General features: G+C 58.5%; 20 protein-coding genes and 1 tRNA gene. 14 read left to right on the forward strand and 7 right to left on the reverse strand.

The genetic code is table 11. The features are described 5' to 3' along the window. Positions 1 to 57 precede the first annotated feature (57 nt). A complete protein-coding gene (locus IEX36_RS16145) occupies positions 58 to 1,419 on the forward strand; it encodes a right-handed parallel beta-helix repeat-containing protein (protein ID WP_188760604.1) in 1,362 nt (453 codons plus the stop codon). Positions 1,420 to 1,562: 143 nt separating this feature from the next. Here the strand turns inward: IEX36_RS16145 and IEX36_RS16150 are convergent. Then, positions 1,563 to 1,638, reverse strand: a tRNA-Ala gene (locus tag IEX36_RS16150). Between the two features lie 308 nt (positions 1,639 to 1,946). On the opposite strand from IEX36_RS16150, the gene IEX36_RS16155 reads away from it, so the two are divergent. The 7 genes from IEX36_RS16155 to IEX36_RS16185 all read left to right on the forward strand — a co-directional run bounded on the left by IEX36_RS16155 (position 1,947) and on the right by IEX36_RS16185 (position 9,566). Continuing rightward, positions 1,947 to 2,642, forward strand: a complete 696-nt coding sequence (locus tag IEX36_RS16155; RefSeq protein WP_188760605.1) for an RNA polymerase sigma factor — start codon at positions 1,947 to 1,949, stop codon at positions 2,640 to 2,642. After that, positions 2,639 to 3,325 (forward strand): anti-sigma factor family protein, encoded by a 687-nt coding sequence (locus IEX36_RS16160; RefSeq protein WP_188760606.1) that lies wholly within the window; start codon positions 2,639 to 2,641, stop codon positions 3,323 to 3,325. Before IEX36_RS16155 ends, IEX36_RS16160 begins: the two co-directional genes overlap by 4 nt. Positions 3,326 to 3,472: 147 nt before the next feature. Further along, entirely contained in the window at positions 3,473 to 5,200 is a 1,728-nt protein-coding gene (locus tag IEX36_RS16165) for a tetratricopeptide repeat protein (RefSeq protein ID WP_229669071.1), read from the forward strand. A 51-nt stretch (positions 5,201 to 5,251) separates the two neighbouring features. Continuing rightward, positions 5,252 to 6,064: a ribonuclease III gene (gene rnc, locus IEX36_RS16170; protein WP_188760608.1), complete on the forward strand. Its 813-nt coding sequence runs from the start codon at positions 5,252 to 5,254 to the stop codon at positions 6,062 to 6,064. Continuing rightward, positions 6,061 to 6,864 carry a signal peptidase I gene (lepB, locus tag IEX36_RS16175; RefSeq protein ID WP_188760609.1) on the forward strand — a complete coding sequence of 268 codons (804 nt, stop codon included), beginning with the start codon at positions 6,061 to 6,063 and terminating at the stop codon, positions 6,862 to 6,864. The genes rnc and lepB (IEX36_RS16175) overlap by 4 nt, the downstream gene beginning before the upstream one ends. A gap of 68 nt (positions 6,865 to 6,932) precedes the next feature. Then, positions 6,933 to 7,733 (forward strand): signal peptidase I, encoded by an 801-nt coding sequence (gene lepB / locus IEX36_RS16180; RefSeq protein WP_188760610.1) that lies wholly within the window; start codon positions 6,933 to 6,935, stop codon positions 7,731 to 7,733. Positions 7,734 to 7,850: 117 nt separating this feature from the next. Continuing rightward, positions 7,851 to 9,566: a DUF748 domain-containing protein gene (locus IEX36_RS16185; protein WP_188760611.1), complete on the forward strand. Its 1,716-nt coding sequence runs from the start codon at positions 7,851 to 7,853 to the stop codon at positions 9,564 to 9,566. An 11-nt stretch (positions 9,567 to 9,577) separates the two neighbouring features. On the opposite strand, the gene IEX36_RS16190 is transcribed toward IEX36_RS16185, so the two are convergent. Genes IEX36_RS16190 through IEX36_RS16205 form a run of 4 tightly spaced genes read right to left on the reverse strand, consistent with a single transcriptional unit; the run spans position 9,578 to position 11,889 of the window. Then, positions 9,578 to 10,375 carry a LytR/AlgR family response regulator transcription factor gene (locus tag IEX36_RS16190; RefSeq protein WP_188760612.1) on the reverse strand — a complete coding sequence of 266 codons (798 nt, stop codon included), beginning with the start codon at positions 10,373 to 10,375 and terminating at the stop codon, positions 9,578 to 9,580. A gap of 13 nt (positions 10,376 to 10,388) precedes the next feature. Continuing rightward, entirely contained in the window at positions 10,389 to 10,928 is a 540-nt protein-coding gene (locus IEX36_RS16195) for a zinc ribbon domain-containing protein (RefSeq protein ID WP_229669072.1), read from the reverse strand. After that, positions 10,925 to 11,263, reverse strand: a complete 339-nt coding sequence (locus IEX36_RS16200) for a hypothetical protein (protein ID WP_188760613.1) — start codon at positions 11,261 to 11,263, stop codon at positions 10,925 to 10,927. The genes IEX36_RS16195 and IEX36_RS16200 overlap by 4 nt, the downstream gene beginning before the upstream one ends. Then, a complete protein-coding gene (locus IEX36_RS16205) occupies positions 11,260 to 11,889 on the reverse strand; it encodes an RNA polymerase sigma factor (protein ID WP_188760614.1) in 630 nt (209 codons plus the stop codon). The genes IEX36_RS16200 and IEX36_RS16205 overlap by 4 nt, the downstream gene beginning before the upstream one ends. Positions 11,890 to 12,019: 130 nt before the next feature. Between IEX36_RS16205 and rlmB the strand changes: the two genes are divergently transcribed. Together rlmB and IEX36_RS16215 are read left to right on the forward strand one after the other, a co-directional pair. Next, complete coding sequence (gene rlmB, locus IEX36_RS16210) at positions 12,020 to 12,799, forward strand: 23S rRNA (guanosine(2251)-2'-O)-methyltransferase RlmB (RefSeq protein WP_188760615.1); 780 nt, start codon at positions 12,020 to 12,022, stop codon at positions 12,797 to 12,799. Then, positions 12,799 to 14,652, forward strand: coding sequence for a M1 family aminopeptidase (locus tag IEX36_RS16215; protein WP_188760616.1), 1,854 nt, complete (start codon positions 12,799 to 12,801; stop codon positions 14,650 to 14,652). The genes rlmB and IEX36_RS16215 overlap by 1 nt, the downstream gene beginning before the upstream one ends. Before the next feature lie 790 nt (positions 14,653 to 15,442). Here the strand turns inward: IEX36_RS16215 and IEX36_RS16220 are convergent. Then, positions 15,443 to 16,090: a BON domain-containing protein gene (locus IEX36_RS16220; RefSeq protein WP_188760617.1), complete on the reverse strand. Its 648-nt coding sequence runs from the start codon at positions 16,088 to 16,090 to the stop codon at positions 15,443 to 15,445. A 507-nt stretch (positions 16,091 to 16,597) separates the two neighbouring features. After that, a complete protein-coding gene (locus IEX36_RS16225) occupies positions 16,598 to 18,142 on the reverse strand; it encodes a S10 family peptidase (protein WP_188760618.1) in 1,545 nt (514 codons plus the stop codon). 124 nt (positions 18,143 to 18,266) lie between these two features. Here IEX36_RS16225 and IEX36_RS16230 point away from each other — a divergent pair, with 124 nt between their 5' ends. The 4 genes from IEX36_RS16230 (at position 18,267) to IEX36_RS16245 (ending at position 21,983) form a co-directional block, all read left to right on the forward strand. After that, a complete protein-coding gene (locus IEX36_RS16230) occupies positions 18,267 to 18,794 on the forward strand; it encodes a superoxide dismutase family protein (RefSeq protein ID WP_188760619.1) in 528 nt (175 codons plus the stop codon). A gap of 263 nt (positions 18,795 to 19,057) precedes the next feature. After that, positions 19,058 to 19,663 (forward strand): RNA polymerase sigma factor, encoded by a 606-nt coding sequence (locus IEX36_RS16235; RefSeq protein ID WP_229669073.1) that lies wholly within the window; start codon positions 19,058 to 19,060, stop codon positions 19,661 to 19,663. Between the two features lie 38 nt (positions 19,664 to 19,701). Next, positions 19,702 to 20,721 (forward strand): anti-sigma factor, encoded by a 1,020-nt coding sequence (locus tag IEX36_RS16240; RefSeq protein WP_188760621.1) that lies wholly within the window; start codon positions 19,702 to 19,704, stop codon positions 20,719 to 20,721. Then, the gene (locus tag IEX36_RS16245) at positions 20,718 to 21,983 is read left to right on the forward strand and encodes a B-box zinc finger protein (RefSeq protein ID WP_188760622.1); all 1,266 of its coding nucleotides are present in this window, start codon (positions 20,718 to 20,720) and stop codon (positions 21,981 to 21,983) included. Before IEX36_RS16240 ends, IEX36_RS16245 begins: the two co-directional genes overlap by 4 nt.

A 21,983-nucleotide genomic window follows, 5' to 3' on the forward strand; every position in this document is an offset into this window, starting at 1 on the left:
AATTCCGGTCTAAGTCCAAAGCGGCCGTGGAAAACAATCGAAAAGATCAACAGAACAATGTTCTACGCAAGAGATGTGATTCTCTTCCATGCTGGCGATAGCTGGAACGGGGAGCTTGCGCCGCGGGGTTCGGGCACCGAAGGGCATCCGATTGTGATCGACAGCTATGGCAAAGGCAACAGCCCGGTGATTCACGGCCCAGGCACAAACGACTCGGCTGCTGTGTTGCTCAAGGATCAATCGTATTGGGAGATCAATCACCTTGAGCTAACCAACACCTCCGCTACAGGCACAGCGAGTGCTCTGCGTGGCATCTACGTCCTCGGGTCATCGTCGAAGGATCTATGGCATCACATCTATATCCGGAATTGTTATGTACACGACGTGAATTCCGAAGGTTACGGCAAGTCCGGTTACTCAAAGATGAGCGGCGGAATTATCTTTGCAATTAACATTCAGGGTGCGCTGATCGAGGGATGCCATGTAGCCAACGTCGACGTCGAGGGCATCCGCAACAGCAGCCCTTTGACCACCTCTAACTTTGTCATCCGGCACAATGTAGTGGAGAATGTCTACGGCGACGGTATCGTGCTGCACGGATCGAGCGGCGGCTCACGCATCGAGTACAACGTCGTACACAGCGCATGTATGAGCGATGCGGCAAACTATGCTGCAGTGTGGACGTATGCAAGTCGGCACACGCTGATCCAATTCAATGAGGTATACGGCACAACAGCCGGAGGCCCCAACGATGGAGAAGTCTTTGACGCGGACATCGACACCGACGGCGATGTCTTTCAGTACAACTACTCGCACGACAACGCGCGCGGGTTCATGCTGTTGATGGCATCAGCAAAAAACATCATCGTCCGTTACAACATCAGCCAGAACGATGCGATGAGTGCTGCCCGGCAGGGTGGACACAGACTGTTCTACCAGGATGGAAAGGTAGGCAGCATCAGCAATCGCATCTATAACAACACCTTTTACGAAGGCAGTCTCGACACGGTCTTCTTCCAGTCAAAAAACGTCTTCTTCGACAACAACATCCTTTATTCCACCGGAACAGTGAAGCAGTTCTCGACAACTCCGCTTAGCGATGCGAGCGAGTTCGAGAACAATCTTTTCTTTCCCTCGATCATGACAGCGGTCCACGGACTAGCCGGAACGGTGCTACACAACATCTCTTCCGACCCGTTGTGGAAAGCCCGAGGAACTGGCATAGCCGGGCTAGCCATCGGACGAAACGGTTTCCTGCAGGAACCTACAGGATATATGTTGCGGCGTGGTTCGCCCGCAAACCATGCAGGCAGGCAGATCGACGCGAATGTCGGATTTGATTACTACGGCAACCATGTTTTAGCTACAAATACTCCGAGCATCGGTGCATATGATGGTCCGGCAGTCAATGATCACTAGGCGCCTCAAAATATCCAGGCAGATCGGATCATTTGCAAGCAAAGTCATCACACCAAGGATGACGCGCAAAGTACCTACTCAACACCTGTATGGTTGAGAGCCCCTAGAGATGCAGAGGCTAAATGACAGCATGTAAGGGATTATGGTGGACCTGATCGGGATCGAACCGATGACCTCTTCCATGCCATGGAAGCGCGCTCCCAACTGCGCCACAGGCCCACTTTCTAGGGAAGTACTTCTTTATTTTCCGATACGACGAGCTATTCGTCAAACAAGGCTAAAGGTGCTACTCAACCATTATGGATGTCTGAATCTAAACTGGGCGTCTACGACGCCATTTGCCGTCTTTAGACGATAAGTCCCTTGGGAACTTTTTTCTATCTGTCAGTGTCTAAAGAGATTAGAGTGAGCGAGCACTCGGCCGCCGGCGGCGTAGTTTTACCTCGACTGAGCGTTCGACGAAACCGGTAACTAAGCCGGATTTGCCAGTTGTTTTACTGAAGTCGTATGGTAGAGGGCACCCCAAAATGCAGGCGGTAACACTCGTGGGAAATCTAGCCAGCGCGATTGGCATTACTACTGAAGACGCAGCTCTGGTCGCCGACCTTAAGGCAGGCTCGGAAGCGGCCTTTGCCATCCTTATCGCGCAGTATCACCAGCCCCTCTACTCGCTTATCGCGCGCAGCCTTAACGATCCGACTGACGCGGCCGACATCACCCAGGAAGTCTTCATCAAAGTCTTCCGCAGCATTGGCGGCTTCCATGGAGATGCCAGCCTTCGCACATGGCTCTATCGCATTGCTCTGCGCGAAGCCTCGAACCAGCGCCGATGGTGGTCGCGTCACAAACGACAAGAGATCACTATCGACTCCGAACCAAATCCCAGCGACGATGACAGCAATTTTTCGCTGAGTGCAACGCTTGCCGACGATGCAGAGTCGCCCTTCGACCACGCCGCACATGCCGAAGTGCGCCAGCGTGTGGAAGATGCGTTACGCCAGATACCGGAAGCGTTTCGCACGGTCGTGGTCCTTCGTGAGATTGAGGGCTTCTCCTATGAGGAAATAGCCGAGATTCTCAACGCAAACCTCGGCACAGTTAAATCCCGTCTCACCCGCGGACGCTCCGCTTTGCGAGTACTGCTTGCAGCTGAAGCGTCTCCGGCAACCCATAGTTATGCTTCTTCCACCGTCTTTGGAACATCAAAGGAATCGACCGCATGACTACCTCCCTACAATGCGCTCGCATCCAGGCTTCCTTTTCGCCTTATCTTGATGGCGCCGTCAATGGGCGCAAGATGCAGGAGATCGCCTCGCACCTGGAAGCCTGCGAGCATTGCGCTTGCGAGTTTGCAGCATTGCTCGCGGTACAGCGTTCCGTAGCTGCATTAGGACCTGCCAAGGCCCCGGTTGATCTGGGGATGAAGCTTCGACTGGCCATCTCCCATGAAATGGCGCGCAGACAATCAAGCTGGCTGGACAGCTTCAGCGTAAAGTGGGAAAACTCGATTCGTCCGTTGCTGGTGCAGGTATCGGCTGGGTTTGCTGGATCGGTTGTGCTGCTTGGAGGCATCGTGCTGCTGCTTGGCATGGTGGCCGCACCCGAAACCGTGATGGCTAACGACGAACCTCTCGGCGCAATGACCGTACCCCATTATCTATATTCTGCCGTAACACCGAGCGCAATCGTAACCGGACAGGATTCTGTCATCATCGTTGAGGCCTATGTTAACGAACAAGGCCGCGTCTACGATTACGACATCGTCTCTGGCCCGGTCGATCCAGCAGTTCGCGTTCAGATTGAAAACCAGTTACTCATCAGTGTCTTCCAACCCGCCAGTGTCTTCGGAGCGCCAGCCCGCGGACGGGTCGTCCTTACCTTCTCTGGCATCTCAGTCCGCGCCTGAGAGCTGCGCCGGTTGCAACTCTTCTCCTCACTCTCTTAAACTTCAAGGGAGCGTCAAATCCCTACTGTGTTCCTGACTAATCCATCGCGGCTGTCCCGCCTTTCGCAGATCATCTCGTTTTGCCTCGCCACTTTCCTTGTTTCTGGAATGGCTACACTGCCTGCAGCAGCGCAGCAAGGCTCTTCGTCGTCGAGCAGCAGTAGCAGCGATAACCCGGCCACGGACAATACGCAGCCACCCCCGCCACGGATCGCGCAGCCCAACCCAGGAGGCTCTGCCGTCACGCTTGAGACCAGCGAGCCGCTCTTTTACATCGCTGCCGGACTCAATGCCTGCGGTTATGATGATGATCTCGCTGCCTCTGCTCCTATTCGTCTTAAGATCCGCGATGAGATCAATTCTGAGCTGGCCGTCTCCGCTGAGGCTCGCGAGAGCCGTGACACCCTCTGCAGTTATATCCGCGAACACGCGCTCAACGATCGCGGCCTGAACCTCGCCCAGTATGTCTCGCTCGCACTCTATCTGAGCCCGCCGCCAGAACTTTCCCCTACCGTCAGCGAATTACAACTTCCGCCTGACTCTACTCAGGTCGTCAACGTTTTGCCGCTACTTAGGAAGTTCGCCGAAGACGTTCACCTTAACGCACTCTGGGTAAACCATCACGCTGATTACGAGGCACTGACGGCGCGCATTCATGACCCACTTACCCACATGGTGCTGAACACAAACATCTATCTTGGAATGCCAGTTTCCAGCTACGATGGCCGCCGCTTTCTAGTCCTGATGGAACCACTGCTTGCCCCATCGACGACGAATGCGCGTATCTATGGCAGCGACTACATCGCCGTCGTCTCGCCTGCAGGAGAGCCGCTCGGCGCAATTCACATGGACGAGGTTCGCCATACCTATCTTCACTATGAGATCGAGCCATTGGTCTACTCGCGAGCGCAGGCCATGAACCGCCTGATGCCTCTGCTTAAGACAGTGCAGGATGCGCCAATTGAGTTCAATTACAAATCCAATATCTCCGCGCTCCTCGCTGAGTGCCTCATCAAGGCAACCGAGGCGCACATTATGGATGTCGGCCTCGTCAAACCCCAGCGCCCAGCAGGCGTCGGCTCGCGCCCTGCCGAACTTGCACGCTACGACTCTGAGATGAGCGCCTACAACCGCCAGGCAGAAGCGATCAGGCGCAACACCGTCAACCTCGACATGCGTCAGGGATGGGTGCTCACGGGATACTTCTACGAGAAACTTGGCGCCATGGAAAAAGAATCCATCAGCCTGAACGACGATGTTGGTGAGATGGTTTATGGCATGGACGTCGACCGCGAGGTCCACAGCGCCCGGCAGATTTCCTTCCTGCCTCAAGGCAGTCAAGAAATCGTCCGCCGCTCCCCCGCTCAACTCACCGGCATTCGTCTCGGCGAGATGAAGATGCTCAAAGGCGATCTCGACGGGGCCGAGACAATTGCCAAAACGGCGCTTGCAGATCCCAACGGTGACCACGCTCAGGCGCACTACCTAATGGCGCGGCTGGACCTGATGCAGAGTGAACCGGAGGCAGCCGTCAAGGACTTTCAAGCCACAATTGCCGCATCAAAAGATCCGCGCACTCTCGCCTGGTCGCACATTTATCTTGGCCGTCTGTACGACGTCCTGCCAGATCGGGAAAAAGCCCTTGCCGAATATCGTGCCGCACTCGCTGTTCGCGACTCGCAGCCCGACACCAAAGCCGCTGCGGAACAGGGCCTGAAGCAGCCGTTTTCTCCTCCAGGAATGAAGCAGAACACGCAGTCCGATGATGACGATACTCCACTCGACCCAAGCGGCAAGGCGGAGAAAGACGCCTACCGCCCGCCTCCGTCCAAGTAATCAACCGGACAAACTCTTTCCGTCCGGTTACATTAATTGCAGGGGGTGAGAGTGACGACGCGCCGCCAAAAAACCGGAAAAGCGCAATCAAAGCACCAGGAGTTCTTCGGCTATCGTTTTGAGCGTCCAGAGTTGCTCACCTGGGCGCTGACGCACCGCTCGCTTGTCTACGAGACCAAGCCCGAGACCCTGCCAGACCCCGCATCCGACAACGAACAGCTCGAGTTCGTTGGCGATGCTGTACTCGGACTCGCCGTAGCCGAATCCCTCTTCCGCCGCTTCCCCAACTCCCGTGAAGGCGAACTGACGCGTCTACGCGCGTCGCTCGTCAGCCGCCGCCATCTGAGTACTGTGGCCGCCACCATCGATCTCGGCACGATGCTACGCCTTGGCCGCGGAGAAGAGCAGAGCGGAGGACGTAAGAAACCGGCTCTGCTGGCCAATGCGCTTGAAGCAGTGATTGCTGCGCTCTATCTCGACGGCGGTCTTCCCGCTGCGCGTACTTTCATCGAGAAATACATCGTCGAACCCACCGTTCCTGAACTGAAACACGCGATCAAGGCAGCGGACACCTTCTCAGGCGCAATTGGCGACCACAAATCCGCCTTACAGGAGCATCTTCAGGCCAGCGGCTCAGGCCAGCCAGAGTACGTCCTGACCGCTCAAAGCGGACCGGATCATCAGAAGCGCTTCCGCGTGGAGGTACGCATCGCCGACGGTTCAGGTGGCACCATCCCACTGGCGGAGTCCGAAGGCACCACCAAAAAGCAGGCCCAACAGGAGGCGGCGCGACTCGCCTTCGCCCGGCTCGTTGCCGAGGAGTCGGCACGCAAGCAGACATCGTACCGTGAGAGGTCGAGGTGAGCACCTCCGGCGTCCAACCCGATCCCGTGCAACTCCAGACCGCGCCCAATACGTCTCCCACTGAGCCTGCAGCCAAGACAGGAGTCCTGCACACCATCCAGGCCCTGCTCTACATCATCGTCATCGCCATCTTCATTATCACTTTTACGGTGCAACCCTTCCGCATTCCATCGGCTTCAATGGAGCCGACTCTGCTCGTCGGCGACTTCCTGCTAGTGACCAAGGAGAGTCCTTCGACTGACACTTCCAACGGCGTCTTCGCCCCAGACCACATCCATCGCGGCGACATCATCATCTTCTACTACCCAATCAACCCCTCGATGCATCTGGTAAAGCGCGTCGTCGGTATTCCTGGCGACCATCTCAAGCTTCGTGGCGGCCACGTCTACATCAATGACAAACCACTCAGCGAGTCCTACGCTGTCTACCGGCCAACCCCTCCAGATAACTTCCGCGACAATTTCCCCCGCATGCAGAGCGCAGACCCGACCATCGATTCGCGCTGGTGGATCCGCATGAGGAATCTCATCGATGATGGGGAACTCATCATCCCCGCCGGCAACTACTTCGTCCTGGGAGACAACCGCAACGACAGCGAAGATAGCCGCTATTGGGGCTTCGTTCCACGGGCAGACATCGTAGGCAAGCCACTGATCATCTATTTCTCCCTCCGCGAGATCAGTGACGACCCGCTCGCAGTTCCCGTCGATTCCATTGTCCCTGCTGGACATCGTCCCAGCGCTTTCGACCTGCTCACCAGTTTCGCCCGCTGGGGCCGCACCTTCCAAATCGTCCGCTAGAAGCGGGCATGGAACCCACCCTCATTCAGCGATACACTGTTTCAAGACCCTTCGGAGAACGCGCGCGAATGAATCCAACCGAAACTGAGCAGCAAGACCAGGCGGCCCACGCAAACCAGTCGGAGACCCCGCTCGAATCTCTTGCCTCCATCTGCGGCGTGCTCGTAGTCTTTCTGTTTGTCACCACGTTCATATTTCAGAACTTCGAGATTCCATCGGGCTCAATGGAAAAGACACTGCTCATCGGCGACCATGTTCTCGTCGATCGCATCTCGTTTGCACCACCAACAACCTGGGCACCATTCGTCCATTACCGAGACGTGCACCACGACGACGTCATCGTCTTTTTCAAGCCCAACTCAGAGACCCCGGGCATGTTTCTCGTCAAGCGAGCCATCGGTCTGCCAGGCGACCATCTCCACCTGAACAATGGCACCGTCTATCGCAATGGTGTCATGCAGAACGAGCCCTTTGCACGCAAGCCGAGCGACGACGGTGATCCCCAGGACGCCTTCCAGCCCTATCGCGACGATTTCCCTGATGCTCCAGCTGGACCATACGATCAAGTCACCGCGCTCTGGGCTAACGAAATACCCAACCACATTCAGGATGGCAGCCTCGTAGTACCGCCGGGCAAAGTCTTCGCCATGGGCGACAACCGCCCCGACAGCCTCGATAGCCGCTACTGGGGTTTCGCTCCGCGTGCGAACATCGTGGGCCGCCCCCTATTCGTTTACTGGTCGTTCGAAACGCCCGCCGACGAGATGGACAAGCAAACCATCGGCGATCGCATCGCTTTCGTCGGCCACATCGTTCTTCACTTCTTTACCCAGACACGCTGGGACCGCACCCTGCATCTCATCCGGTAAGCAAGCAGCAGCAGATCGCCCTTTGCAATCGTCGACATTCCGTGGCTTGCTGGGAACCTGCTTTTGACTCCGGAGCGTACATTTATAGTTCGCCATAGCCTGCACTTCTGACCACATATGCACCCAACCGACACCACACACGGCACCAGCGACACGACCCGCTCATCGCGCCGCGCTCGCCGCTTCCCTGGGGTGTTGTCGTTCGCGCTCCTCGTGGTCATTCTGCTCATGATGGTGTTGCTACCGCCGATGATCAGCGTCAGCCGTTTTCAGCGTCGCATCGCGCAAAGTCTCAGCCAAAGTCTAGGTCGTACCGTACATCTCGATTCCGTCAGCTTGACGTTGCTTCCGTTGCCCGGCTTTACCTTTACTAACTTCGTCGTCGATGAAGATCCGGCCTTCGGCTCCGAGCCCATCATCCGCGCCAACTCCGTGCGCGCTACGCTGCGTCTCACCTCACTCTGGCGTCGTCCCATCGAGTTCTCCACAATCAGCTTCGACCAGCCCAGCGTCAACCTTGTTCATCTCTCAAATGGCAAATGGAACCTGGAAAGCATCCTGCTGCATGCGGCGCATATTCAGGCTGCCCCAACGGTACAGATGAAACCGGGTCCAACGCCGCGTTTCCCCTACATTGAAGCTACCGGCGCCAGACTTAACCTCAAACTCGACCAGGAAAAGACCCCTTTCTCGCTCACCGATGCCGACTTCGCTCTCTGGCTTCCCGGCCCTAACCAGTGGCATCTGCGCTTAAAAGGCACTCCAGCGCGCACCGACACCGATGTCGCAGACGCAGGGATCATCCAGATTGAAGGCACGCTCGATCGTGCAGCCTCGCTCGGCAACGTTCCCCTCGATCTTCAGGGCGAATGGAAAGAAGCACCGCTCGGCGAGACCACTCATCTACTTTTTGGCCGCGACCTCGGCGTGCGAGGCAATCTCGACCTCACCGCAACAGTTCAGGGTACTGTCAGCGATAGCACCATCGACGCCCGCCTCCGACTTATCGACGCCCGCAACGCCGATTTCGTTCCGAGCCAGCCCATCCAGGTCGATCTCGACTGCCTCACAACCGCAGCGAACGACTTTCACGCCTTCAAAAACCTGCGCTGCACTTGGCCGCCAATCGCATCTTCACCAAAGCCGATGCTGGCCGTCTCAGGTGATATTCCCGATGTGCGCAATCTCAGCGCGACTACGCTTGAGATCGGCACACCAGGCATTCCTGCAACAACACTGTTTAACTGGCTTCGCGTCTCCAGTTCCCGCGTGCCCGACGATGTCGCCGTTACGGGCAACCTGACTGGTAGCATCACCTGGCATCCCGCTTCTGCAACTGCCACACACTGGAGCGGAGACCTGCTTCTCGCAGGAGCTAGCCTGAGCACTCCAGCCTCAGGTTCGGCATCATTCATCGACAGCGACGTCTCAATCCAGTCCATCGACAGTTTCCTGGCTAGTCAGCCGAAAGGGAGAATCGCTCGGGGCAAGGGCAAGGAAAAGATCGCGCCCGCGCCAACTTCCGGCTTCAACCTCGCGCCTGTTGCCTTGGCATTGGGAGGCAAGGAACCAGCGATGCTCGAAGGACATGTCGACCATGTAGGCTACACCTTGCATCTGACGGGCATGGTGTCAACTGCACGCCTGCTCGCCCTGGGCTCGGCAATTCCACAGTTTGGCGACGGACTCTCTCAAGTGCTACCTCCCAATCACACGCCTGGACCTTATCGCATCGATCTCAGCGCAAACCGCACATGGCACGGCCCGCAAACATGGACAGACAACATCACACGTCCGACACCTTCGCGGCCTCATCATTCTGCACATCGTTGACAGAAGCAACGCTATAGATTGAATAACTCTCTCAACCGTTTGGTCTGTGCTCTGCTTACAGGAATCTCGGTTCTCTTCGGATCATCCATACGCAACTGATAACTCGACTTGAACCACGGCACCACCTCGCGGATGTGCTGGATATTCACAAGAAACGAACGATGCGCACGCCAGAACATCTCAGGATTGAGTTGCTCCATCAACTCCTCCAGCGTCCGGCAATTCGAGTGGCCCTCCACCGTCTGCGTAAAAACACTGATCGTTCCTTCTTCAATCGAAGCAAAACAGATATCCTTCTGGTCTACCAGCAGCAGCCTGCTCTGCGCTCGAACAATGACCTTACCTGTATTTACCTTCGGAGTTTGAGCAGCCTGGGCTTGCTCCTCCATCAGTCGCAGCAGAGCATCCAGTCTGGCATCCCCTGCCGATTCTGCTGGCGCAGATAGTCGTGCCGTGGCCTTTTCGATCGTTTGCATCACTCGCTTGCGGTCAAATGGTTTCAGCAAATAATCAACAGCATTCACCTCAAACGCACGCACGGCATACTGATTGAATGCAGTGGCAAAGACCACTTGAGGCATTTGTATCTTGCGATCAAGAAGTTTCTTCAGAACGCCGAACCCATCCAGTCCAGGCATCTGTACATCGAGAAACACGACATCTGGCTTGTGCGTCCGGATCAGTTCCACTGCTTCGATTCCGTTGGTACCCTGCCCCAGCACCTCGACTCCACCCGCGCGCTCCAACAGATACTGCAACTCTTGTCGCGCCAGTGCTTCGTCGTCGATGATTAAAGCGGTAAACGGCATACGTGTGACTTACTTAGTCACTATATACGCGCAGCCTTGCCGGAGCCTGATCCTCGGCAAGATCATGTCCACAGTGGCGGCAATAGACATCGGTAATCTGCACCCCATGGAAGCACTTCCCGCACGCGGGCGCCATCTGGAACTGACACTGCGGACAGAAGTGAGCATCCTGGGCCAGTTCAGCGCCACAGTTCGGGCAAGGCGTCAACAGAGGTTGACGCAGCAGAAAGTATACTACCGCACCGATTCCTCCTGGCATCACCACGACAACAAGCATCCACAATGCAGCAGGCATGCGTCTGCGCTTCACATCACGGCTGATGTAACCAATCAGCAAAACATAACTTGCGAATGTGGTACCCCAGAAATATCCGGTCAACAGGCGCATGGGCAGCAGCTCATGCCTGTGGTGAGGCATGATGCCATGAAACAAATACTGAAAAGCTACGAAGACGGCGATAGCGAGCACAACGGACCACGCCGGGATCATACTCAACTGATCTTCACCAGTTGCCGTCTGCTCATTGACCGGCTTGGAGTTCCACTTCGTCACTTCGCAACCTCACCATCCACACGCCTACGGATACGCCGAAACAATACCATCGCAAGCAACGCCATCGACACAGGAAGGAACCAAAGCAGCAAGATAAAAAGCTGATTACTGGCGTCCGGAATGCCATTCGGGTTCAGATCATACTGCTCAAGAACTCTCCATCCCGCCACCGAAAGAATGAGCAGCAGCGATGACGAGACAGCAGCGGGAATCATCAGGCTACGCACACGGCTGCGACGTGCAGCCATCATCCCCGCCCGTTCGCGCACCACGCGATGAGTCCGGTTGACCACTGCCGCTCGCGCCGCCGTATTCAACTCGTTCCCCATCCTCATATCGCCTCCACTGCAGAGCGTAAAGCGCGTATCTTCTCCATCTCCGGCTTCAACGCCGCAAGCCCACGATACAAGCGTGACTTCACCGTGGAAAGAGGAGCACGCGTAACGCCGGCGATCTCCTCAAGAGAAAGCTCTTCATAAAACCGGAGAACAAGTACCTCGCGATAGGTCGAATCGAGCGTCAGCAGCACCTCGCCCACTTCAGCAGAGTTCTCACGCGACTGAAAGTGCTCCAGAGGAGATGGATCCGAGATAGCAATCTCAAATGGACGCTCATCATCGCCTTCACTCATCTCGTCCAGACTCGACATTGTGCGTTTGCGAGAGAGATCAATTACGAGGTTACGTGCGATTGTAAACAACCACGTATCAAAGCGTGCCTTGCCGTTGTACTGTGCGCCGCGCACCAGCACGCGCATCCATGTCTCTTGAAAGAGATCCTCCGCCACATCGCGCTTTCCAGTAAGGAACAGAAGATAGCGCATCAATCGGTGTTGGTAGAGATCAATCAGGTGATCGATCAACTCCGCATCCTGTCGTTTCAGGCCACGAGCAATCGCTGCATTCTCGGCCTGATCCTGCACGCCGAGGGCAACCTGAACGATAGCGGCTCCACTTCTCATGAACCTAGAGACGTCAAATCGCTCTGAAAAGACTCGCTTTGTAACGAATTTATTCACTTGTCGGGAATAGCTTGAGGCCTACTTTTATTCTACGGCCTTGAACCAACCCCTGAAACGGTAAACTGAGTCAATGGACGTTCTCTATGGGCTGCACCCGGTCGAAGAAGCCCTTCGCTCTGGCGCCCGTCAGCTTGACCATGTCAGTGTCGCCCGCGAGCGTCGTGACGAGCGGTTAGACCGGCTCATCCAGCTTTGCCGGGCTTCTGGGGTCCGCGTTGCCGTTGAGCCGCGAGAACAGTTGACCCGCCTTGCCCGAACCGACGCTCACCAAGGGGTCCTGGCTGTAGTCCGCGAACGAAATTTTCTCAGCATTGAAGACCTCTTATCATCTAAACTCGATGGATTCAGATTCTTCCTCGCACTTGACGGCATCGAAGACCCGCACAATCTAGGCGCGTTGCTTAGAACGGCTGACGGTGCCGGTGTCGATGGTGTCGTCCTCCCGGAGCGTCGTTCCGCCTCCGTTACTGCGACTGTTGCCAAAACATCTGCCGGTGCCTCGGAACATGTTCGCATCGCACGAGTTACGAACCTTGTTCGTGCTCTCGAACAAATGAAGAAGAATAATATCTGGGTCATTGGGCTGGACGAGCGAGGAACACCAGACTACATCGACTTCGACTTCAAAACTGACTGCGTTCTCGTACTAGGACGCGAAGGCGCAGGCCTGCACGATCTGGTCAAGAAGACCTGCGACCACCTGCTTCGGATACCAATGGGCGGTCAGGTTTCGTCTCTCAACGTATCGGTAGCAGGAGCAGTAGTCATGTACGAGGCAATGCGTCAGCGGCGACAGTTTTCGTCCATCGGACCAAAAGCGACGAAGGAGCGTAAGGGGTTGGGTTCCTGATGCATCGTCTGTTGTGCCTCACGCTTCTCTCTGCATCTGCGCTGGCCCTGAATGCCCAGCAGCATGGAACCGTGCTGTTCAGCCGTGACCAAAACTCGACTCCTGCGAAGAAGGATGAATCGGCTCAACTGGAGGAACCCAAGGTTCCTGTCACCGATGTTGAGCGAAGCTCGCTGACATTTACTGCCTACGATCTGGATGTGCATCTTGCGCCTGAAAAGGCACAGCTCGCCGTCCACGCCAGGTTCACTGTGCGAAACTCCGGCACGCAGCCTCTGTCCCGGCTGGTCATTCAGATCTCCTCGCAGCTCGACTGGCAGAGCTTCTCGCTGGAAGGCCAGCAGGGTGTCACGCAGCTTGCTTTCGTCGAGCACGGAATCGATACCGACCTGGACCACACGGGTAAGGCGTCCGAGGCGGTGGTTCGACTGCCCGGCCCACTGGCTCCTGGAGCAACGGCGACTGTATCCGCGTTCTACTCGGGTGAGGTGCGGCAGTCGGCGAACCGGCTTGAACGGATTGGCGCACCGACGAGCGACGCCGCGCGTGCCGACTGGGACCAGGTTGCTCCTGACCTGACCGCGCTCCGCGGCTTCGGCGATGTGCTCTGGTATCCGGTGGCTGCTGCTCCGGTCTTTCTCGGTGATGGAGCCAAACTGTTCCACGAGATCGGGGAAAACCGGCTCCGGCAGGCGGATGCGACCGTACGTCTGCGGCTGGCAGTCTCTTACGTTGGCGATCCTCCAGACGCGGCGTTCTTCTGTGGGCGGCGGGAGCAGCTCGTTGCGGTAAGCGAGAATGCCAATGTGCCGGTGGCACAGTCTCCAGGAGTGGCTACGGCAGAGTTTGCGGCGCGACCGCTTGGGTTCCGGCCGATGAGTCTCTTCGTAACCGACCAGGCCCCGACCGTGACCGATGACAAGGTCATCGGCGTCGTGACGGACCACTACGACGCGGTGCCGATGTATGCGGCGGCGGAGGCGAAGGTGAGGCCAATGCTCGCGGACTGGCTCGGGACCGCGCCGCTGACGATGCTTGACGTCCTCGACCATCCGGGGCAGCCGTTCGAGGATGACGCGCTGCTGGTGGTGCCGGTCCACGCGGCGGACCCTGACCAGCTGGCGCCGGTGCTGGTCCACTCTCTGACGCACGCGTGGTTCCGGTCGTCTCATGAGTGGCTGGATGAGGGGGTGCCGGAGTTCATGGGGTTGGTGTGGCTGGAGCGGACCCAGGGGCGGGATGCGGCGCTGAAGCGGTTGCAGGGGCAGGTGAACGCGCTGGCGCTGGTGGAGCCGACCCCGAAGGATGGGACGGTTATCGGGGGGGAGAGTCTGATCGACGCGACCGGGGAGGTGTACTACCGGACGAAGGCCGCGGCGGTGCTGTGGATGCTGCGGGGGATCGTGGGGGATGCGGCGTTGAAGACGGCGCTCCAGCGGTACCGGATGGCGGGGAAGGATGACGCGGACCCGGAGACGTTCGAGCGGGTGCTGGAGGCGGCCTCGCGGCGGGACCTCCGGTGGTTCTTCGACGACTGGGTGTACCGGGACCGGGGATTACCGGACCTCTCGATCGCGAGCGTGACGCCGAGTCCGATGCCGGGCACGGGCCTGCGGGGGGTGAGTTGGCTGGTGGCGGTCGACGTACGGAACGATGGGGCTGCGGCGGCGGAGGTTCCGGTGACGGTGCGGTCGGGGGACCTGACGATTACCCAGAGGCTCCGGATTCCGGGGCAGTCGGATGCGTCGACACGGATAGTCTTCGCGGGGGTGCCGCGGGAGGTGGTGGTGAATGACGGGAGCGTGCCGGAGGTGACGGCGTGGTCGCATACGAAGGAGATCGCCGTCCACTGACCCCCATCCCCCGTGTTTTGGTGCAAAGTCTTCATAAGATTTGGGTTAGGGTTGGACTTCGCGGGTTTGGTTGCCTGTAAGGTACTGATTTGATTGGCCATTGCCTCTTCCCTTTCGCAAAGTCTTCATTGCAAATGCGTAAGGCCCCGGATGAGGTTCCGGGGCCTTACGGGTTTTCTATCTGGTTTAAGTGTAGCAAGTGGGGGAAAACTAAACCGCCAATCTGCGGCAGGAAATATCTCCCGGTATTTGTGGAGGTTGTGGCGTTATCCACAGGTTTGGGGGCTTGACATCTGTGGTCTTGGGGTTGGTTTTGTGGCGGTAGGTCGAAAAGCGTCCTAACGGCGAGCCTTCGGCAGAGCGGTAGACGCCTTCTCACCCCAGCCAGCAAGCTGGCTGGGGACCCCGTTTTCGGCGTGGCTTTTATTGGCACGCGTGAACGCGTGCCCTTCCGCTTCGGGGAGTTTTTGTGCCGTTGATAAGTAAAGCGGTTCGCGCCTGTGCGCGAATGAAACCGGTTGTGGCTGAAAGGGTTGGAGGGTACGGGTGGGATTTGGCAGTGTCGGGGTCCTTCGACTCCGCTCCCTGCGGTCGCTTCGCTCAGGATGACGGCTGTTTCTTCACGATGACAATCTTCGCTCAGGATGACGGCTGTTGAGGTGTGAGGGCTGAGCGTGATGACGGCTGTTGATACGAGAAACCCCACGTCTCATCAGAAGCGAGACGTGGGGCACCCGGATTGATGGCGAATTATCCAAGGTCTCAGAATCGAGACCTGGGGCATCCGCGGTTATTTTTCTTTCTTTGGGGCGCCGGCTACTACCAGCTCGTTGTTGACGCTGAAGGCGCCGGGGGCGGAGTTGGCCTGCATGCCTGCGACGGCTGCGTCCGAGGAGCTGTTGACTACGCCGTAGAGCGTGACGTTGCCGTTGTTCACGATGATGTGGATGGCGTGATAGCCGATCGGCGGGGTGTTGGTAATGCCGCCGGCGGCCAGCGCTACGCCTGCACCGGGCCCGATGGCGCGGCCAAGGCTGCCCTGGTTGGCGTTATACATCCGCAAGGTCGGCGAGGTGTAGATGCGGTTGTAGACGGCGGCGCGGACGCGGTCGTCGTTGGGCGAGTAGGGCAGGACCTGAATCTGGTTGTCGACGCCCTCGACGCCGGCGATGCTCTTGACGGCCCGTTCGGCGTCGGACTTCAAGACGGGACGCGAGGCGTAACCGTGAAGGACGATGGTTTTGCCGTGGATGCCGAAGGTGATCCAGTCGAAGACAGCGTAGGAGGTGAGGCGGTTGATATTCTTCTGGACATCCTTCACGATACGGACGGTGTCGTCCTGGGACCAGGTGGAGCTGGCCTGGGCCAGAGCGAGCGGCGTGGAGGCGGTGAAAGCGAGCAAAGAGGCAGCAAGTATGACGGATTTGAACCGGGGCATCTGTTTCTTCTCCGAATAGGTGAATTTGTACAGCCGGTCTGCAAAACGGGAGAATTCTAGTCCTTCTTGAGAAAAGAGTTCAACTGATGGATGTTGTTTTGTACGTGGGAGATGCCTGTGGTTTGTTGTGTGGGGAGGTTCGTGGGGAATCGGGTCTTTCCCCGGCATATCCGGGGGCTAAAGCCCTCTGCTTTTGTGGCTGGTGTGCCCGGACTGAAGTCCGGGCCTATCTCAAAAGCAACAGCAACGACAACGACAACAGCAAAGACAAGAGCTGCTCTCTCCACTCCGCGTCTGCGACGCCTACGATCGAGATGACTGATGTTGTGGCTGAAAGGGTTGGAGGGTATGGGTGGGATTTGGCTGTTTCGGGATCCTTCGACTCCGCTCCCTGCGGTCGCTTCGCTCAGGATGACGGCTGTTGGGCTAAAGCAGGTCCCCCTTGCGGGGGATGACGAACACGAAAAGACAACTGCAATTGCAACTGCAAAAACAAATGCAACTGCGTTAGTGGCGGTCGAACATCTGGATGACGTCTTTGCGGAGGGCCTGCTGGCTCTCTTTGCGGGTGTAGAACATGTGGCCGCCGGGGTATTCGTGGACCTGGACGCGGGTGGGGTCGCCCATGGCGGGCATCTGGTTGACGGTGAGGATTGAGCCCATGAACGGGCAGGAGAGATCGCCCCAGCCGTGGGCGATGAGCACCCACATCTTCGGGTCGGTGGCGACGGCGTCGCGTAGCTGCTGGGTGGAACCGCTGCGGAGGTCGTCGTTCGAGGCCCAGGCGGCGTTAACCGCGTAGCTGAGGGCGTTGTAACGGGCCATCGTCTTCCAGCCGACGGTGTGGGTGACGAAGTCGACCATGGCGGTGGTGGTGGGGGCGATGATGGAGTTCAGCAGGGGGTCGTCGTTGCGCTGGTTGGGGGCGAATGGGAACGGGTCCCACGCGATGACGTTGGGATCGTAGCGGCTGGCCAGCTTGCCTTCGGCGCGGTAGACCTCGCGAAGGTAGGCCTGGGTTTCGAGGCGGCCTCCGGAACGCTTGACGAAGACGGGGTCGAGGCCGGTGATCTCGGTGACGTGCTGGATCATGGCCTGCTCGGCGGTTGGGTCGGAGCGGCCCTGCATCAATGCGCTGGCGTAGTCGGTCTCGGTGTAGTGGATGATGGCGGCCATGGCGTCGGGTGTGAGCTTGTCTTCACGCTCAAGATGCGCGGCGGCGATGGAGGGGAGGGTCATCATCCAGGGGAGCGGCGAGATGTCGCCCTGGCTGTTGATCGCTGGATTGAGATAGGGCGAGACGAGCACGACGCCGTTCATGGCTACGCCGAGCTGGGTTTGCAGATAGCTGGTCATGCGCGGGCAGCGGAAGCCGCCGTAGCTTTCGCCGATGATGTACTTGCGGTCTTCGAGGCGGTCGTTTTTGACGAGCCAGTCGTAGACGACGCGGGAGAGGTACTCGACGTCGGAGGTGGGGGTGTAGAAGAGTTTTTTGGCTTCGGCTTCGGGGACGAGCGAGCGGCTGAAGCCGGTGCCGATGGGGTCGATGAATACGAGGTCGGTGAAGTCGAGCCAGGTGCCGGGGTTGTCGGTGAGGGTGGCGGGGTCGGATGGGCTGTCGTTCTGGTCGCCGAAGGCTACGCGCTTGGGGCCGATGGCGCCGAGGTTGAGGTAGACGGATGATGCGCCGGGGCCTCCGTTGAAGGCGAAGGTGACGGGGCGGTTTTTGCCTTCGACGGTGTAGGCCGTGTAGACGACTTCGCCGGCGAGCGCGCCCTTTTCGTCGCGCACGGGCAGGGTGCCGACGGTGGCGGTGTAGTGGAGGACTTTGCCGTTGAGGGTGATGCTCTGGTCGACGTGGGCGTCGGGCGGGAGCGGCGGCAGGGTCATGGACATGCCGGGGGTTGCGGGGGAGGGTTTGGACTCGGCGGCTGCTGGCTTTGTTTCGCTGGCCGGGGCGGCTTCCTGCGCGATGGACAGGGTTGCAAAGCCGGTGAAAAGCAAGGAAAGCGCAGCGAAGCGGAGGAAACGAAGCAGGGGAGTCGAAGGCATGAACGGAATTGTACATGGGCGGGCTTAAAGGCTGTCGGGAGAACCGATACGGTACCGGGGTAAAGCGACGAGGATTCTCGTCAGGCGTCCAATAATCGGATATTCTCAGACACTTGGAGAAGATATGCGCATTCTTGCTGCAGCATTGGTTGCCTGCCTGATGACCGCGCCAGCCGTGGCCAGATCGAATGACTCGCTGACTGTTCACCTGAAGAACAGCAAGGGACAGGATGCTGGGACCGCCAAGTTTAAGCAGCTGAAGGATGGGCGGGTTGAGATCAAACTGAGCCTCAAGAATATTTACTTTGGGGAGCATGCGGTGCACATCCACGAGCACCCGGTTTGCGATGCGCCGGACTTCAAGGGCGCGGGCGGGCACTTCAACCCGTCGGGGCGGGAGCATGGGCTGGAGAATCCGAAGGGACACCACAATGGCGACCTGCCGAATATCTCGGTCGGCGAAGACCATATGGGCGAGGCGACGTTCAAGGTGGATTATCTGTCTCTGGACCCGTCGGCCTCGAACAGCATTGTGGCGAATGGAGGGACGGCGATTGTGATCCACGAGCACGCCGATGATATGAAGACGGACCCGAGCGGCGAAGCAGGCAACCGGATCGCCTGCGGGGTGATCACGGAGCCGAAGCCGTAGGGTTTTGAGGCTGGATTCTGCAGATTTTGCGGGATTCGGGCGGGTTGAACCAATCCTCAGGCCCCTGCGTATAGGCAGGCATGGGCGTTCTGCACATCGCGATACCAGCTTCGACCGGGCTTCGCGGCCATTCGCAGCATGGCTTACGGCGCGGGCTACATGCGGTTGCCCGGACGGGTTCGGAACAGGGGCCACAACGAGAAGCAAGGGTATCGAAACGACGCGATACACTTCTGCCACCACCAGATTCAACTGAGGCCAAGTTGGAGAGAACGCCGGAACAACAAGCAGCGCAGGAAGCCCTCGCCAGACTGGTGCGCCAGTGCATGGCTGGAGATGCGCACGCCTGGCAGCAGCTTGTGGTCTCGCAGCATCGGCGGATCTACGCTATCTGTTACCGCTTCACGGGTTCGGCTACCGATGCAGAAGATTTGACGCAGGATGTGTTCCTGAAGCTGTATAAGAACCTGGCGAGCTTCGATACGCAGAAGGGCAGCTTTCAGACGTGGATTACGACGCTGGCGCGGAACCTGCTGGTGGATCACTTCAGGAGAACAAGGATTGAGCGGTTCAGCGACTCGCTGGATGCGACGGCGGATGGCTCGGACGACGGCCAGACGATGGCGGACAGGCTGGCGGACAGCCGCCCTTCGCAGGAGAGCCACGTTGCGGGCGTCGAGACCAGAGCGCGGGTGCAGCATGCCTTGAAACAACTCTCGCCAGAGTTGCGGGAAGCTGTTATTCTCCGCGACCTGGAGGATATGGATTATAAAGAAATCGCGCAGGTTCTTCGGATTCCGGAGGGGACGGTGAAGAGCCGGATCAGCCGGGGCCGCGGGGAACTTGCGAAGCTGCTGGAACGTATATGAATACAGGGAATTTGAACAGGAAAGACGGGTGATGGGACGTGGCAGACTTCAACCAATTCGGCAGCGCAGGAACCCCGCAGACGGGTGATGCGCACCAGTGCGCTCAATGCGAAGCGATGCTGGCCGATGCGCTGGACGGAACGCTGAGCGCGGACGACCAGGCCACCTTTGACCTGCATATAGCCTCGTGCCCGGGGTGCCGGGCGATGCTCGGCGATGCCGAGCGCGGCATGGAGTGGATGGAGATGCTGAAGTCCGTCCCGCCTGAGCCTTCGGCTGCGCTGGTGGAGCGCATCTTCGCCGAGACGACGGGCAGGGCTGCGGAGGAGGCAAGCGCCGCTCGTGCGGCACGGGAGCAGCGTCGGCAGGCGAGTACGCTGCTGGGCCATCCCATCCCTTCGGATTCGCATACCGATGCGCAGCCTGTGGCGGCGTTCAGCGGGAACGTGATTCCCTTCCGCACCCGTTTTGTGCGGGGACTGCGGTCGATGGGCCAGACGATGCTTCAGCCGCGGCTGGCGATGACGGCGGCGATGGCGTTTTTCTCGGTTGCATTGACGATGAACCTGACGGGCGTGCGCTTGAGCAGCCTGCGACCGAGCGACTTCACGCCTTCGAGCATTCTGCGCTCCTGCTACAGCGCGAAGGCGCGCGTGGTGCGCTACTCGGACAACCTGCGCGTGGTGTATGAGCTTGAATCGCGCGTACGAGATCTGCAGCACTCCTCAGACGAGGATTTTCCAGCAAGCACTTCGGGCCCCCAGAACTCCCCAGCAACAACCAGCCCTCAACCGACCCCAACTGGCGCAGAGCAACAGCCTGACGGCCAGAAGCCCGCGAGCCAGAGCCCGCAGACAGACCAGGAGAAGCAGTCCCGCCCGAAGCCGGGCTCGGGGACGAGCCAGCGCGAGATGCCTGGCGGCAGCCTGCTGTTTACCGGTCCTGCGCATCGCCGTGGCACGCTTTCAGCTTCGCTTGTAAACACTGATGTCTTTTTATCTGGCCGCGTTTCCAGCGGTCTTTTTCCCAGCGTTAAGGATGAGGGGGGACTGGTATGACTTGCGCAAACCATCCTGATCGAGAAAATGTTGCGTTTTGCCAGCATTGCGGCAAGGCGATTTGCCAGGAGTGTGTCCGAAATGTAGGCAGCTCCGTTTATTGCGAGGCGTGCCTTGCAGAGAAGCTTTCGGGGACGGCGCCTGCTGGTGGTTATGCTGCGCCTGCCGCCGGAGCGCCGCAAGGTGGCGCTGTTCCGCCACCGTTTGGCAATGATCCGAACCCTGCATTGGCGGGCCTGCTGGGTATCATTCCGGGCGTGGGCGCGATGTACAACGGCCAGTTTGCCAAGGGCATTGTGCACCTGGTGATCTTCGCCATTCTGGTGAGCCTTGCGCATGACAATGGATTCTTTGGGCTCATGATCGCGGGCTGGGTAATCTACCAGATCTTTGAGGCGTATCACACTGCTCGGGCGCGGCGCGACGGCACACCGCTGCCGAATCCGTTTGGGTTGAATGATCTTGGTGAGAAGCTGGGCTTTGGCAAGGCGTGGCCTACGGGTGCGCCGAGCCAGCCGAATCCTTCGGCCCCGAATGCCGCTTCGAGTGCGTATGCTCCTCCGCCACCGGCTGCTGGCTATTCGCCCTACACTGCGCCGCCTGCGGCCAACTGGAGCGTGCCTCAGAATCCGGCGCAGAATCCGGCATGGAACTGGGAGAACTATGTTCCGCCGCAGCAGCAGCCTTATGTTGCGCCACCGTTCAGCCCGGTAGATCCGAATGCGGCCTACACGCGTAATCGTTTCCCCTCGGGAGCTATCTGGCTGATCGCTCTTGGCCTGATCTTCCTGGTTGGAAATTCGCATTGGATGTTCGGCCTCTCGATGCACTGGTTTGTTCCGTTCCTGCTGATTGGGTTTGGCGTGTGGCTCTTTGTGCGGAAGATGACGGAGTTTGGCGCGCCGCTGGCGGATGATGGGACGGCGCTCTATCGTTATCGCTTCTTTCACGCCATCAAGGGATCGATCTGGATTGTTCTGATCGGTGTGCTGTTCCTACTGGACAGCTTCAACATTCTTTCGTGGGGCAGAAGCTGGCCGCTGTTTATTATCGTTGCCGGGTTGATGGCTGTGTTTCGCGGAGTGGCTTACAGCGGGGGCGCACCTTATGCGGCTTATCCGCCTCCGCAGGGCCCTCCGCCGGATCCTTCGGCACCTTCGTGGACTGAAGCGCCGCCGGCATCGACGCACTCTGTTGTTCCTCCTGTTTCTCCGGACACGCACGACGTTTCTCCGGACACGCACGACCGGGAGGGAAACTGA

Source organism: Edaphobacter acidisoli, from assembly GCF_014642855.1.
In the GTDB taxonomy this organism is placed as follows: domain Bacteria; phylum Acidobacteriota; class Terriglobia; order Terriglobales; family Acidobacteriaceae; genus Edaphobacter; species Edaphobacter acidisoli.

Coding starts and splice junctions, on each gene's coding strand:
- IEX36_RS16145 (WP_188760604.1), top strand. CDS start 58: ATGTTCTACGCAAGAGATGTGATTCTCTTCCATGCTGGCGATAGCTGG.
- IEX36_RS16155 (WP_188760605.1), top strand. CDS start 1,947: ATGCAGGCGGTAACACTCGTGGGAAATCTAGCCAGCGCGATTGGCATT.
- IEX36_RS16160 (WP_188760606.1), top strand. CDS start 2,639: ATGACTACCTCCCTACAATGCGCTCGCATCCAGGCTTCCTTTTCGCCT.
- IEX36_RS16165 (WP_229669071.1), top strand. CDS start 3,473: ATGGCTACACTGCCTGCAGCAGCGCAGCAAGGCTCTTCGTCGTCGAGC.
- lepB (WP_188760610.1), top strand. CDS start 6,933: ATGAATCCAACCGAAACTGAGCAGCAAGACCAGGCGGCCCACGCAAAC.
- IEX36_RS16185 (WP_188760611.1), top strand. CDS start 7,851: ATGCACCCAACCGACACCACACACGGCACCAGCGACACGACCCGCTCA.
- IEX36_RS16190 (WP_188760612.1), bottom strand. CDS start 10,375: ATGCCGTTTACCGCTTTAATCATCGACGACGAAGCACTGGCGCGACAA.
- IEX36_RS16200 (WP_188760613.1), bottom strand. CDS start 11,263: ATGAGGATGGGGAACGAGTTGAATACGGCGGCGCGAGCGGCAGTGGTC.
- IEX36_RS16205 (WP_188760614.1), bottom strand. CDS start 11,889: ATGAGAAGTGGAGCCGCTATCGTTCAGGTTGCCCTCGGCGTGCAGGAT.
- rlmB (WP_188760615.1), top strand. CDS start 12,020: ATGGACGTTCTCTATGGGCTGCACCCGGTCGAAGAAGCCCTTCGCTCT.
- IEX36_RS16215 (WP_188760616.1), top strand. CDS start 12,799: ATGCATCGTCTGTTGTGCCTCACGCTTCTCTCTGCATCTGCGCTGGCC.
- IEX36_RS16220 (WP_188760617.1), bottom strand. CDS start 16,090: ATGCCCCGGTTCAAATCCGTCATACTTGCTGCCTCTTTGCTCGCTTTC.
- IEX36_RS16225 (WP_188760618.1), bottom strand. CDS start 18,142: ATGCCTTCGACTCCCCTGCTTCGTTTCCTCCGCTTCGCTGCGCTTTCC.
- IEX36_RS16230 (WP_188760619.1), top strand. CDS start 18,267: ATGCGCATTCTTGCTGCAGCATTGGTTGCCTGCCTGATGACCGCGCCA.
- IEX36_RS16245 (WP_188760622.1), top strand. CDS start 20,718: ATGACTTGCGCAAACCATCCTGATCGAGAAAATGTTGCGTTTTGCCAG.